Source organism: Stenotrophomonas sp. GW821-FHT09E08 (genome assembly GCF_059416125.1).
The window spans coordinates 17,423-30,044 of record NZ_JBWKOO010000021.1 but is presented as its reverse complement, the minus strand read 5'-3'; the positions used below and the strand labels follow the sequence as shown (position 1 = coordinate 30,044).

Sequence of the window (12,622 nt, the reverse complement as noted above, 5' to 3'; positions counted from 1 at the left end):
GGTGCCGACCAAGGTCGGCCTCTACCAAAGCCCACCCGGGTAGAATGCCCGCATGAAGATCGCCTCGTGGAACGTCAATTCGCTCAATGTCCGCCTGCCGCACCTGGAGCAGTGGCTCAAGGACTTCGGCCCGGACATCGTCGGTATCCAGGAAACCAAGCTGGAGGACCACAAGTTCCCCGATTCGGCGCTGATCGCCGCGGGCTACCGCAGCGTGTTCGCCGGGCAGAAGACCTACAACGGCGTCGCGCTGGTGTCGCGTGAGCCGGCGCAGGACGTGCAGATCGGCATTCCCGGCTTCGAGGACGAGCAGAAGCGCGTCATCGCCGGTACCTTCGGCGACTTGCGGGTGATCAACCTGTACGTGGTCAACGGCCAGGACATCGGCACCGACAAGTACGACTACAAGCTGCGCTGGCTGGAAGCGGTGCATGCGTGGATCGCCGAAGAACTGCAGCGGCACCCGAAGCTGATCGTGATGGGCGACTTCAACATCGCCCCGGATGCGCGCGATGTGCACGACCCGGAGGTGTGGAACGAAAACCACATCCTCACCTCCACCGCCGAGCGCGGTGCATTGAACAAGCTGCTGCAGCTGGGCCTGCACGATGGCTTCCGCCTGCACAACGACGAGGCCGGTGTGTTCAGCTGGTGGGATTACCGTGCCGCCGGTTTCCGCCGCGACCTGGGCCTGCGCATCGACCTGACCCTGGTCTCCGACGCGCTGAAGGGCAGTGCGGTGGCCTCGGGCATCGACCGCGAGCCGCGTACCTGGGAACGCCCCAGCGATCATGCGCCAGCGTGGGTGCAGATCGGTTGAACGAACGGGGCCCGACAAATGCCGGGCCCGTTGTGATGCGTCTGCCGGCCAGCGGCCGGCACGACTGCCGCGTCAGCGTATGCTCTTGCGGGTGAACAGGTTGACGATCGCCAGCAGGATCACCGCACCGATCAGCGAGAACAGGAAGGTGCGGATGGTGATCGCTTCGTTGATGCCGCCGCCGAACAGCCAGCCGGAAATCAGCGCGCCGACGATGCCGACTACGATGTTGAGGATGATGCCCTGCTGGGCATCGCGCTTCATGATGATGCTGGCCAGCCAGCCTACGATGCCGCCGACGATCAGCCAAACGATGATGCCCATGATCGAACCTCCGGTGGGGAACTGTGACCAGTTGACGCGCATGGCTGTGAACCCGTCGTGCAATTGCGTGATGGGCGCGTGCGGATGAGCCTGCCAGCCACCCTCGACGGCCCGTGGCGCTTCGGCCCGGTAACGGTCTGGCGGCGCCCGCACGTGCCGGGCCACCGCGGCGAACCGCAGGCGCGACAGGTACTGGCGCAGGCGCTGGGCACCGACCCGGAGACGCTGCCACTGGTTCGCGATGACAAGGGCCGGCCGGAGCTGAGCGGCGCGCTGGCCCACTACGGCACTGGCTGGAGCCACAGTGGCGAGGTGCTGCTTGTGGCACTGGGCGAGGGCGTGCGGTTGGGCGTCGACCTGGAGCTGCTGCGGCCGCGGGCCCGCCTGCTGGAGATCGTGCAGCGCTTCTTCCACCCCGAGGAAGTGGCCTGGCTGGAAAGCCTGGACGAGGCCGGGCGCGAGCACTGGTTCTTCCGCGTGTGGTGCGCCAAGGAAGCCATGCTGAAGGCACACGGGCAGGGCATCTCGTTCGGCCTGCACCGCCTGCAGCTGGCCCCGGGGGCCGATGGCGCCCTGCACCTGCGCTGGTGTGACCCGGAACTGGGCGTGGCCGCGCGCTGGCATCTGCACGAATGGCAGGCCACCGGGCAATTCCGCGCTGCTCTGGCCTGGTATCCGCACTGAAGCGGGGAATCAGCGCGCAAAACCGGCGATAATGTCGGCATGAGCGAACACCCACTTCCCGCCAGCGTGGCTGCCACGCTGGAACAGGGCCTGGCCAGCATGGGCCTGGACGCCGCGCTGGCGCCGCCGCTGCTGCGATACCTGGCCCTGCTGCACCGCTGGAACGGCACCTACAACCTCACCGCCATCCGCGACCCGCAGGAGATGGTCACCCGCCACCTGCTCGACTCGCTGGCGATGCAGCCGTTCGTGGCTGATGGCAGCCTGGCCGACCTCGGTACCGGTCCCGGCTTGCCCGGCATCCCGCTGGCGATCGCCTGCCCGGGCCTGCAGGTCACCCTGGTGGAGAGCAACGGCAAGAAGGCGCGCTTCATGCGCGAGGCCGTGCGCCAGCTCGGTCTGGGCAATGCCCGCGTGGCCGAATCGCGCGCCGAGGCGCTGGACGAAGCTGGCCACTACGACCAGCTGACCGCGCGCGCGATGGACACCCTGGCCGGCATCGTCCGCGTTGGTGGCCACCTGCTGCGCCCCGGTGGCGTGCTGCTGGCCATGAAGGGCGTCTACCCGCATGAAGAGATCGCGGAGCTGCCGGCTGGCTGGCAGGTGCGCGAGGTGACCCCGCTGAGCGTGCCCGGCCTGGCCGGCGAACGCCACCTGGTCACCGTTACAGGTCCCTGATTCCCGTCGCCAGCCCCTTGTGGAACAACGGGTTGGCGATTCACGATTTCCGCAAGGGGCCGGTTGTACGCATAATGACCGGTCCCAGCACACGTCGACGAGGCACACCCGCATGGCCCGCATCATCGCCATCGCCAACCAGAAGGGTGGCGTCGGCAAGACCACGACCGCCGTCAACCTGGCCGCTTCCCTGGCCAACGCACCCAAGCGCGTGCTCTTGGTCGACCTGGATTCGCAGGGCAACGCGACCATGGGCAGTGGCGTGGACAAGCGCGAGCTGGTCTCCTCCACCTACGATCTGCTGCTGGGCGAGTCCAGCGCCGCCGATGTGCGCGTGCAGACTGCCGAAGGCTACGACCTGCTGCCGGGCAACATCGACCTGACTGCGGCCGAGATCCAGCTGATGGCGCAGAGCGAGCGCGAGCAGCGCCTGAAGCGTGCGCTGGCGCCGATCCGCGACGAGTACGACTACATCCTGATCGACTGCCCGCCGGCGCTGTCGCTGCTGACGCTCAACGCGCTGGCCGCCGCCGACTCGGTGATCGTGCCGATGCAGTGCGAGTACTACGCACTGGAAGGCCTGAGCGCGCTGGTGGAAACCATCGAGGCGCTGCGTGCCAACCTCAACCCGGCGCTGGAGATCGAAGGCGTGCTGCGCACCATGTTCGATGTGCGCAACAACCTGGCCAACGCGGTCTCGGCCGAGCTGACCGAGCACTTCGGCGACCGCGTGTTCCGCACCATCGTGCCGCGCAACGTGCGCCTGGCCGAGGCGCCCAGCCATGGCCAGAGCATCGTCGGCTACGACCGCGCCTCGCGCGGTGGCGTCGCCTACCTGGGCCTGGCCGGCGAGATCATCCGCCGCAACAACGAACGCAACAAGGCCGGCAAGGCCGTGGAGATCGTCTGATGACCAGCAGCAAGCCGGCAGCCAAGAAGCGAGGCCTCGGCCGTGGCCTGGATGCCCTGCTGGGTCCCAAGGGTGCGGTCAGCCAGGTGCAGGCCAGCACCGCGGTGATCGAACCGTTGCCGGGTGAAGTGCTGCGCAAGCTGGCCGTGGGCCAGTTGCAGCCGGGCAAGTACCAGCCGCGCCGCGAGATGGACGAGGGCAAGCTGTCCGAGCTGGCCGACTCGATCAAGTCGCAGGGCGTGATCCAGCCGATCCTGGTGCGCCAGCTGCCGGCAGGCAACTACGAAATCGTCGCCGGTGAACGCCGCTGGCGTGCATCGCAGCTGGCCGGCCTGGACGAAGTGCCGGTGGTGGTGCGCGAGCTGGAAGACCGCACCGTCATCGCGATGGCGCTGATCGAGAACATCCAGCGCGAAGACCTCAACCCGCTGGAAGAAGCCGAGGCGCTGCAGCGCCTGATCAGCGAATTCACCCTGACCCATGCCGAGGCCGCCGAGGCCGTCGGCCGCTCGCGCGCGGCGGTGTCCAACCTGCTGCGCCTGCTGGAGCTGCCGGTGGCGATCCGCCTGCTGCTGGAAACCCGCCGCCTGGAAATGGGCCACGCCCGTGCACTGCTGACCCTGGCCCCCGAACTGGCCGGCAAGCTGGCGCAGGAAGCGGCCGATGAAGGCTGGTCGGTGCGTGAGGTCGAGCGCCGTGCGCAGGCCTTCGCCGCCGGCAAGGTGCCGAGCAACCGTCCGGTGGCCACGCCGAAGGTGCAGCAGGCCGATATCGCTTCGCTGGAAACCGAGCTGTCCGAATCGCTGGGTGCCAAGGTGGCGATCAGCCACGGCCGCGGTGGCAAGGGCAAGCTGATCATCCATTACACCGACCTGGATACCCTGGACGGCGTGCTGGAAAAGCTGCGCGCCCGCCAGGCCTGAGTCCGGCGTCGCGACGGGGGGGGGGGCGCGGCCTGTTCCTGCCGCGTCCTGCAATTGACAGGGAACGCACCGCCGCGCGCGCCGTGGGATGCACTGCTCTCCGGCCCGTGGTCTCATCCAGGGAGCAGGACATGAGCAACGCATTCGACGACGTCAGCCCGGGCGGCAGCCCGATCATGGTGCACAGCCGCGAGAAGGACTTCACTCCGCCGCAGGGCGAAGAGCACATCGAGGCGATCGGCGCGCACATCGAGCGCCATCTCGGCCCGGTGTCCGGTGTCTTCCACGAAATCATCTCCGACCTGGTGCACATCGACGTGCACGTGGTGCCGGCCACTGAGCAGTTTCCGTATCTGCGGCTGGTGACCTCGGGCATGAGCGACCTGCCGATGACCGTGCCCGACGAGGTGGACGCGGACGTGCCGCGCTACATGGAACTGATGGTGACCCTGCCGGCCGACTGGCCGATCTCGCAGGACGCCTTCGAGGATGAGCGCAACTACTGGCCGGTGCGCCTGTTGAAGGGACTGGCACGGCTGCCGCACGAGTACGACACCTGGCTGGGTTTCGGCCACACCATTCCCAATGGCCATCCCAGCGAGCCCTACGCACCGGGCGTGGGTTTCGATGGCGCCATCGTGCTGCCGCCGGTAACCCCCCCGGAAGACTTCGCCGAGCTGGCGCTGGAGGACGGCAAGGTCATCAGTTTCATGACCATCATCCCGCTGTATCCGGAAGAAATGGACCTGAAGCTGAAGAAGGGCGCCGAAGCGCTGCTCGACCGCTTCGATGCGAAGAACATCCAGGACGTGATCGAGCCCGGGCGCGTCAACGTGGCCAGGAAGCGTTTCGGTTTGTTCTGAGACCGGTAACATCAGGGGTCTGAATTTCTGCTTCCGGGCCCCTGCCATGACCATCCTGCTTACCGGCGCTGCCGGCTTCATCGGTGCCTACACCGCCCGCGCGCTGCTGGAGGCGGGTCGGCCCGTGGTCGGCCTGGACAACTTCAACGACTACTACGACCCGCAGATCAAGCGCGACCGCGTGGCCGCACTGTGCCCGACGCTGGACCTGCGCACCCTCGACCTGACCGACCAGCAGGGCCTGGCCGCGCTGTTCGACGAGGTGAAGCCGACGGCGGTGATCCATCTGGCTGCACAGGCGGGCGTGCGCTATTCGCTGGAAACCCCGCAGGCCTACGTCGACAGCAATCTGGTCGGCTTCGTCAACATCCTCGAGCTGTGCCGCCACCGTGGCGTGCAGCACCTGGTGTATGCGTCGAGCAGCTCGGTCTACGGTGATTCGGCCACGCCGCCGTTTTCCGAAGACCAGCGCGTGGACCAGCCGCGCTCGCTGTACGCGGCGACCAAGGCGGCCAACGAGCTGATGGCCTACACCTACGCGCAGCTGTACGGCCTGCATGCCACCGGCCTGCGCTTCTTCACCGTGTACGGGCCGTGGGGCCGGCCGGACATGGCTCCGCTGCTGTTCTCGCGCGCGGTGCTGGCCGGGCGGCCGATCGATGTGTTCAACGAAGGCCGCATGCAGCGCGACTTCACACATGTCTCCGACATCGTGGCCGGTATCCTCGGCGCGCTCGCGCATCCGGCCGATGGTCCGGTGCCGCACCGGGTGTTCAACCTCGGCAACCATACGCCGGTCGAGCTGGAGCGCTTCATCAGCGTGATCGAGCAGGCTGCCGGCCGCCCTGCGCAGAAGGTCTACAAGCCGATGCAGCCGGGCGACATGGTGCGCACGATGGCGGATACCCGGCGTGCACATGACGCATTCGGCTTCGACGCGGTGACCCCGATCGAAGCGGGGCTGCCGCCCGTCGTGCAGTGGTGCCGCGAGTATTTTGGCGACCGCGCCTGAGGAGGGATCCTCACACAGCCGGATTCATCTTCGGATAACCTTGGCTTCGGAGAATGCGCGGTCTTTGTTCCCTCTTGGCCGAGTCCCCCATGAGCCAACCCGAGCTTTCCGTCGTCGTCCCGGTGTTCAACGAGCGCGACAACGTCGCACCGCTGGTGGCCGAGATCACCGCTGCCCTGCGTGGCCGCTTGCCGTTCGAAATCGTCTACATCGATGACCACTCGCGCGATGACACCCTGGCGGTGCTGCAGGGTCTGAAGGCCAGCACCCCGGAACTGCGGGTGCTGCACCACGTGAACCAGAGTGGGCAGAGCACGGCTGTGCGCACCGGCGTCAAGCACGCTCGTGCGCCGTGGATCGCCACCCTCGATGGCGATGGCCAGAATGATCCGGCCGACATTCCCAAGCTGCTGGCTGCCCGTGACGCCGCAGCGGCGCAGGTAAAGCTGTTCGCCGGCTGGCGCGTCAACCGCCAGGACAGCGGCAGCAAGCGCTGGGCCAGCAAGTGGGCCAATGCCATCCGCGCGCGCATGCTGCGCGACGACACCCCCGACACCGGCTGTGGTATCAAGCTGTTCGAGCGCAGCGCGTTCCTCGACCTGCCGTACTTCGACCACATGCACCGCTACCTGCCGGCGCTGATGCAGCGCGCCGGCTGGAAGACCACCAGCGTGCCGGTCAACCATCGCCACCGTACCACCGGCGTCTCCAAGTACAACAACCTGGGGCGTGCGCTGGTCGGCATCCGTGACCTGTGCGGCGTGGCCTGGCTGATCACCCGCAGCAAGCGCACCGCGGTGGAAGAGCGATGATGGGCCTGGCCCTGCACTGGCTCGACCAGCCGCTGACCTGGCTGTACTGGACCGGCCTGCATGTGACCGGCTGGAAACTGATCGGCTACACCGGTGCGCTGATGTTCGGTGGGCGCTGGCTGGTCCAGTTCGTGGCCTCCAAGCGCGCCGGCAAGCCGGTCATCCCGCGCCTGTTCTGGTACATGAGCGTGGTTGGCAGCCTGATGACGCTGAGCTACTTCCTGTTCTCGGCCAAGCAGGACTCGGTGGGCGTGCTGCAGAACCTGTTTCCGGCGTTCACCGCGCTGTACAGCCTGCAGCTGGACATCAAGCACCGCGGCTGGAAGCGGGACAAGGCCAGCCATTAGGTCTTCGGTAGATGCCAACCTTGGTTGGCGCTGGGATTCTCCGGGTGCCAACCAAGGTTGGCAGCTACCAGGGCTAGGCCCAGGCAGGACCTTCGTCCCATGCCAGGGGCGATGGGCGGTGCGATGATCGGGGTCTGCCTTCCCGGGAACCTGTGCTCGTGAAAACCCGTCTTGCCGTCGCCCTGCTGCTCGCTCTGTCCGCCCCCGCCGTGGCCTTGGCCGCACCTCCCGCCACTACGGCTCCGGCCAGCGTGGCCGCTGAATCGCCCGCTGACGCGGCCTTCCGCGCGTTGTACGAAAAGGAATGGAAGTGGCGCCAGCAGGGCGGTGGTGAGGCCAGCGAGGACGAAGACGCCCCGGCCAACGCCACCCGCATGCCCGACGTCGGCCCGGCCGCGCAGCAGGCGCGCCTGAAGGTGTGGGATGAAACCCTCGCTGCGCTGAAGAAAATCGACCCGAAGACCCTGTCGGCCGACAACCAGGTCAACTACGCGATCTACCGCGACCAGGTGTTCAACCTGGCCGAAGAGACGCGTCTGCGTGGCTACGAGATGCCGTTCAACGCCGACTCGTCGTTCTGGTCCAATCTGTCCTTCATGGCCCGGCGCGAGATGAAGACCGTGCAGGACTACCAGAACTACATCGCACGCCTGAACGATGTGCCGCGTTACTTCGGCCAGCAGACCGAAAACATGCGCGTCGGCCTGAAGCGCGGTTTCAGCGTGCCGCGCGCGGTGCTCGATGGCCGCGAAGTGTCCATCGCCACCGTCGCCGAGCTGAAAGACCCGACCGAATCGCCGCTGTACGCGCCGTTCAAGAAGCTGCCCAACAGCATCCCGGCCACCGAGCAGGCCAGGCTGCAGGCGCAGGCGCGTGAAGCGATCAGTGCCAAGGTAGTGCCGGCGTTCCAGCAGCTGCGCACCTTCTTCGTCAACGAGTACGTGCCGCAGGCGCGCACCACGCTGGCCGCCGAAGCGATGCCGGGCGGCAAGGCGTACTACAAGCAGCAGATCCACGAATACACCACGCTGGACCTGTCGCCGGACGAGATCCATCGCATCGGTCTGGATGAAGTCGCACGCATCCAGAAGGAAATGAACGACATCATCAAGCAGGTGAAGTTCAAGGGCAGCTTCGCCGAGTTCCTGACCTTCCTGCGTACCGATCCGCAGTTCTACGCCAAGACCCCGGAAGAACTGCTGTCGCGCGCCGCATGGATCTCCAAGCGGGCAGACGGTCAGCTGGGCAAGTACATGACCCTACCGCGCGCGCGCTTCACCATCGTGCCGGTGCCGCCGGACATCGCACCGTTCTGGACCGCCGGCCGCGGTGGCATGGGCACCTACTGGCTCAACACCTACAACCTGCCGTCGCGCCCGCTGTACAACCTGCCGGCGCTGACCCTGCATGAATCCGATCCGGGCCACGCGCTGCAAGGTGCCATCGCCGCCGAGCAGAAGAACCTGCCCGAGTTCCGCCGCAACGCCTACATCTCCGCCTACGGCGAAGGCTGGGCGCTGTACTGCGAGAAGCTGGGCGTGGAGATGGGTATCTACGAAACCCCGTACGAGGATTTCGGCCGCTTGACCTACGAAATGTGGCGCGCCACGCGTCTGGTGATCGACACCGGCGTGCACAGCAAGGGCTGGACCCGCGAGCAGGCGCTGGCCTACCTGCGCGACCACACCGCGCTGAGCGAGCATGAAGTGACCACCGAAGTGGACCGCTACATCTCCTGGCCGGGCCAGGCGCTGAGCTACAAGCTGGGTGAGATCGCCATCGTGCGCCTACGCGCGCAGGCCGAGAAGGAACTGGGCGACAAGTTCGACATCAAGGGCTTCCACGACACCCTGCTCAAGCAGGGCTCGGTGCCGCTGCCGGTGCTGGAACAGCAGATCCAGGCCTACATCGCCGAACGCAAGAAGGCCTGATCGCGGTGTGACCGGGTCAGAGCCCCGCCAGAGCGGCGGGGATCCGACCCTGCTGCGGGTCGGAGCCCTTTCCGCTGGAAAGGGCTCCGACCCCCTCTCATCTCACCCTGCCACGCGCACCTTCGCCACGCGCGCGGCGAAGGTCGGCAGCACCAGCAGGGTCAGCACCGTGGCGGTGATCAGGCCACCGATCACCACCGTTGCCAGCGGCTTCTGCACTTCCGCACCGGAACCACTGGCGATCGCCATCGGAATGAAGCCGACGATCGCCACCAGCGCGGTGGTCAGCACCGCGCGGATGCGGCTGGACGCACCGTTGATCGCCGCCATCATCGGTAGGTCACCGGCATCCAGGCGCTCGCGGATCGCCTGCATCAGCACCAGGCCGTTCAACGTGGCCACGCCGGAGACGGCGATGAAGCCGACCGCCGCCGACACCGAGAACGGCATGCCCCGCAGCAGCAGCGCGAGAATGCCGCCGACCAGCGCCAACGGTACGCAGCTGAACACCAGCGCGGCTTCCTTGCCGCTGCGCAGGGCCATGAACAGCAGGCTGCCGATCAGCAGGAACACCACCGGCACCACCGTTGCCAGCCGCTTCTCCGCGCGCTGCAGGTTCTCGAATTGGCCACCCCAGGTCAGGTAGGCACCCGGTGGCAGCGCCACGTCGGCCACTGCTGCCTGCGCCTCGCCGACGAAGCCGCCGAGGTCACGCCCACGCACGTTGGCCTGCACCACCACGCGGCGGCTGCCGTTGTTGCGGCTGATCTGGTTGGGTCCTTCGCTGACTGTGATGCGCGCGACCGACGACAGCGGAATCACCAGCCCCGCGGGCGTGGCGATCGGCAGCGAGGCCAGCTGGTCTGGATCGTTGCGCGAGGCATCGTCCAGGCGCACCACCACGTTGAAACGACGATCGCCTTCGAAGATCTTGCCGGCGGCGGTACCACCGATGCCGGTGGCCAGCGCGTCACTCACATCGGCCGCGGTCAGGCCGTACTGCGCCGCCGCCACGTGGTCGATGGCCACGTTGAGCGTGGGCAGGCCGGAGATCTGTTCCACCCGCACGTCGGCCGCGCCGTTCACCGCACGCAGCTTCAGTGCCACCTGGTCGGCCACCTTCTGCAGCTGGCTGAAGTCATCGCCGAAGATCATCACCGCCAGGTCGGTACGCACGCCGGAGATCAGCTCGTTGAAGCGCAGCTCGATCGGCTGGCTGAACTCGAAGCTGTTGCCCAGCTGCTGCCCGGCCAGCTTTTCGAAGCGTGCCACCAGTGCATCCTTGCCCAGTTTCGGATCCGGCCAGTCCTTGCGTGGCTTGAGCACGATCACGCTGTCGGAGATGTTGGTCGGCATCGGATCGATCGCCGCCTCGGCGGTACCGGTGCGCGAGAACACGGTTTCCACTTCCGGTTGCTTGGCAATCGCCTTTTCCAGCGCCAGCTGCATCGCCAGCGACTGCTCCAGCGACGTCGACGGCACGCGCAGGGCCTGCATCGCCACGTTGCCTTCGTCCAGCGTCGGCATGAACTCGCGGCCCAGCAGCGAGAACGAACCGATGCCCACCACCACCATCATCACCGCGCCTACCGCCACCGTGCGCGGATGGTCCACGGCCTTGCGGATCACCGGTTCGATGCGCGCGCGCAGCACGCGGATCAGCTTGGTCTCGTGCTCGCCATCATCGGCATGCGCATCGCCGTCCTTCAGCTTCGGTTCCCGCACAAGCAGCGCGGCCATCGCCGGCACGAAGGTGAAGGAGAAGATGAAGGCACCGATCAGGGCCAGCATGAAGGTGGCCGCCATCGGGTGGAACGTCTTACCCTCCACGCCTTCCAGGGTAAGGATCGGTGCGAACACCAGCAGGATGATCAGCTGGCCGAATGCGGCCGGGCGTGCCATCTTGCGCGCCGAATCGGCGGCCACGCGCAGGCGTTCCATCGCGGTCAACGCACGGCCCAGTTCGGCGCGGCGTTGGCCCAGCATCAGCAGTGTCGATTCGATCACGATCACCGCACCGTCCACCAGGATGCCGAAGTCCAGCGCACCCAGGCTCATCAGGTTGCCGCTGATGCCGAAGCGGTTCATGCCGATCACGGCGAACAGGAACGACAGCGGAATCACCAGCGCAGTGATCGTCGCTGCACGCAGGTTGCCCAGCAGCAGGAACAGCACCACCACCACCAGCAGCGCACCCTCGGTGAGGTTCTTGGCCACGGTCTTGATGGTGGAATTGACCAGCACGCTGCGGTCCAGCACCGGTGCTGCCACGATGTCCGCCGGCAGCGACTTGTTGACCTGTTCCAGGCGCGCCGCAGCTGCCTGCGCCACGGTGCGGCTGTTGCCGCCGGCGATCATCAGCGCGGTGCCGAGCACGGCTTCGTGGCCGTTGCGGCTGGCCGCACCCAGGCGTGGTGCGCGGCTCAGGTCAACGTCGGCCACATCGGACACGCGCACCACCACGCCATTGCGGGTGGCCACCGGGGCCTGCGCCAGATCGTCGGTGGTCAGCGCCAGGCCATCGGCACGTACCACCAGGCCTTCGCCGGCACGCTGTACGAAACCGGCACCGGCCTGCACGTTGGAACGTTGCAGGGCAGTGACCAGGTCGGCCAGGCCGAGCCCGTGCGCGGCCAGCCTTGCACTGTCCGGATGTACGCCGTATTCCTTGACGTAGCCGCCGACTGTATCGACGCCGGCCAGACCGGGGCTGGAGCGCATCTGCGGCGCGATGATCCAGTCCTGCACGGTGCGCAGGTAGGTCGCACGTTCTTCCGGCGTGCGCAGCAGGTTGCCTTCGGGCGTGCGGTAGACCTCACCGGCCTGCCAGCCGGCTTCACCTGGCTTGGCCAGCTTGGCCGGATCGAACGCGGTGAAGTCCACCGTCCACATCAGCACTTCGCCGAGGCCTGTGGTGACCGGCGACAGCATCGGCGACGCACCGTCGGGCAGGTCTTCCGATGCTTCGCGCATGCGTTCGGCCACCTGCTGGCGGGCGAAGTAGATGTCGGTGGCATCGGTGAAGATCGCGGTGACCTGCGAGAAGCCATTGCGCGAAAGCGAACGAGTGGTGGTCAGGCCGGGAATGCCGGCCAGCGCGGTTTCCAGCGGGTAGGTCACCTGCCGCTCGATCTGCTCCGGCGTCAGCGCCGGTGCCACCGTGTTGATCTGCACCTGGCGGTTGGTGATGTCCGGCACCGCGTCGATCGGCAGCTTGCCCAGCTGGAACAGGCCCACCGCGGCGATCAGCGCCGCCATGAACACCACCAGCCAGCGGTGCCGAACCGCTGTTTCAATGATCAGCTTGAACATGGTCGC

Annotated in this window: 12 protein-coding genes; 10 read left to right on the top strand and 2 right to left on the bottom strand. The window is 67.0% G+C overall.

Annotated elements, in window-relative coordinates:
• Window positions 1-52: 52 nt before the first annotated feature.
• Window positions 53-820 carry an exodeoxyribonuclease III gene (xth, locus tag AC07M7_RS19645; RefSeq protein ID WP_253078555.1) on the top strand — a complete coding sequence of 256 codons (768 nt, stop codon included), beginning with the start codon at window positions 53-55 and terminating at the stop codon, window positions 818-820.
• Between the two features lie 72 nt (window positions 821-892).
• On the opposite strand, the gene AC07M7_RS19640 is transcribed toward xth, so the two are convergent.
• Window positions 893-1,144 carry a GlsB/YeaQ/YmgE family stress response membrane protein gene (locus AC07M7_RS19640; RefSeq protein ID WP_012512507.1) on the bottom strand — a complete coding sequence of 84 codons (252 nt, stop codon included), beginning with the start codon at window positions 1,142-1,144 and terminating at the stop codon, window positions 893-895.
• Window positions 1,145-1,228: 84 nt separating this feature from the next.
• Here AC07M7_RS19640 and AC07M7_RS19635 point away from each other — a divergent pair, with 84 nt between their 5' ends.
• The 9 genes from AC07M7_RS19635 to AC07M7_RS19595 all read left to right on the top strand — a co-directional run bounded on the left by AC07M7_RS19635 (window position 1,229) and on the right by AC07M7_RS19595 (window position 9,304).
• Window positions 1,229-1,828 carry a 4'-phosphopantetheinyl transferase family protein gene (locus tag AC07M7_RS19635; RefSeq protein ID WP_046983440.1) on the top strand — a complete coding sequence of 200 codons (600 nt, stop codon included), beginning with the start codon at window positions 1,229-1,231 and terminating at the stop codon, window positions 1,826-1,828.
• A 39-nt stretch (window positions 1,829-1,867) separates the two neighbouring features.
• Entirely contained in the window at window positions 1,868-2,506 is a 639-nt protein-coding gene (rsmG, locus tag AC07M7_RS19630) for a 16S rRNA (guanine(527)-N(7))-methyltransferase RsmG (RefSeq protein ID WP_012512505.1), read from the top strand.
• A gap of 112 nt (window positions 2,507-2,618) precedes the next feature.
• The gene (locus AC07M7_RS19625; protein ID WP_046983441.1) at window positions 2,619-3,416 is read left to right on the top strand and encodes a ParA family protein; all 798 of its coding nucleotides are present in this window, start codon (window positions 2,619-2,621) and stop codon (window positions 3,414-3,416) included.
• Window positions 3,416-4,339, top strand: coding sequence for a ParB/RepB/Spo0J family partition protein (locus AC07M7_RS19620; protein ID WP_046983442.1), 924 nt, complete (start codon window positions 3,416-3,418; stop codon window positions 4,337-4,339). The genes AC07M7_RS19625 and AC07M7_RS19620 overlap by 1 nt, the downstream gene beginning before the upstream one ends.
• Before the next feature lie 131 nt (window positions 4,340-4,470).
• Window positions 4,471-5,202 carry a suppressor of fused domain protein gene (locus AC07M7_RS19615; RefSeq protein WP_046983443.1) on the top strand — a complete coding sequence of 244 codons (732 nt, stop codon included), beginning with the start codon at window positions 4,471-4,473 and terminating at the stop codon, window positions 5,200-5,202.
• Between the two features lie 46 nt (window positions 5,203-5,248).
• Window positions 5,249-6,214, top strand: a complete 966-nt coding sequence (locus AC07M7_RS19610; RefSeq protein ID WP_495208100.1) for an NAD-dependent epimerase/dehydratase family protein — start codon at window positions 5,249-5,251, stop codon at window positions 6,212-6,214.
• A gap of 89 nt (window positions 6,215-6,303) precedes the next feature.
• Complete coding sequence (locus tag AC07M7_RS19605) at window positions 6,304-7,026, top strand: glycosyltransferase family 2 protein (RefSeq protein ID WP_495208099.1); 723 nt, start codon at window positions 6,304-6,306, stop codon at window positions 7,024-7,026.
• Complete coding sequence (locus AC07M7_RS19600) at window positions 7,026-7,373, top strand: lipid-A-disaccharide synthase N-terminal domain-containing protein (RefSeq protein WP_032973852.1); 348 nt, start codon at window positions 7,026-7,028, stop codon at window positions 7,371-7,373. The genes AC07M7_RS19605 and AC07M7_RS19600 overlap by 1 nt, the downstream gene beginning before the upstream one ends.
• 158 nt (window positions 7,374-7,531) lie before the next feature.
• On the top strand, window positions 7,532-9,304 hold the full coding sequence (locus AC07M7_RS19595) for a DUF885 domain-containing protein (protein ID WP_495208098.1): 1,773 nt from the start codon (window positions 7,532-7,534) through the stop codon (window positions 9,302-9,304).
• A 102-nt stretch (window positions 9,305-9,406) separates the two neighbouring features.
• On the opposite strand, the gene AC07M7_RS19590 is transcribed toward AC07M7_RS19595, so the two are convergent.
• Window positions 9,407-12,616, bottom strand: coding sequence for an efflux RND transporter permease subunit (locus AC07M7_RS19590; protein ID WP_495208097.1), 3,210 nt, complete (start codon window positions 12,614-12,616; stop codon window positions 9,407-9,409).
• Window positions 12,617-12,622 lie beyond the last annotated feature (6 nt).

Bases quoted from the DNA above. Each gene is read 5' to 3' on its own strand.
- AC07M7_RS19640 (WP_012512507.1), bottom strand. From the start codon at position 1,144: ATGGGCATCATCGTTTGGCTGATCGTCGGCGGCATCGTAGGCTGGCTG.
- AC07M7_RS19620 (WP_046983442.1), top strand. From the start codon at position 3,416: ATGACCAGCAGCAAGCCGGCAGCCAAGAAGCGAGGCCTCGGCCGTGGC.
- AC07M7_RS19600 (WP_032973852.1), top strand. From the start codon at position 7,026: ATGGGCCTGGCCCTGCACTGGCTCGACCAGCCGCTGACCTGGCTGTAC.
- AC07M7_RS19625 (WP_046983441.1), top strand. From the start codon at position 2,619: ATGGCCCGCATCATCGCCATCGCCAACCAGAAGGGTGGCGTCGGCAAG.
- AC07M7_RS19615 (WP_046983443.1), top strand. From the start codon at position 4,471: ATGAGCAACGCATTCGACGACGTCAGCCCGGGCGGCAGCCCGATCATG.
- AC07M7_RS19590 (WP_495208097.1), bottom strand. From the start codon at position 12,616: ATGTTCAAGCTGATCATTGAAACAGCGGTTCGGCACCGCTGGCTGGTG.
- AC07M7_RS19605 (WP_495208099.1), top strand. From the start codon at position 6,304: ATGAGCCAACCCGAGCTTTCCGTCGTCGTCCCGGTGTTCAACGAGCGC.
- AC07M7_RS19635 (WP_046983440.1), top strand. From the start codon at position 1,229: ATGAGCCTGCCAGCCACCCTCGACGGCCCGTGGCGCTTCGGCCCGGTA.
- rsmG (WP_012512505.1), top strand. From the start codon at position 1,868: ATGAGCGAACACCCACTTCCCGCCAGCGTGGCTGCCACGCTGGAACAG.
- AC07M7_RS19610 (WP_495208100.1), top strand. From the start codon at position 5,249: ATGACCATCCTGCTTACCGGCGCTGCCGGCTTCATCGGTGCCTACACC.
- xth (WP_253078555.1), top strand. From the start codon at position 53: ATGAAGATCGCCTCGTGGAACGTCAATTCGCTCAATGTCCGCCTGCCG.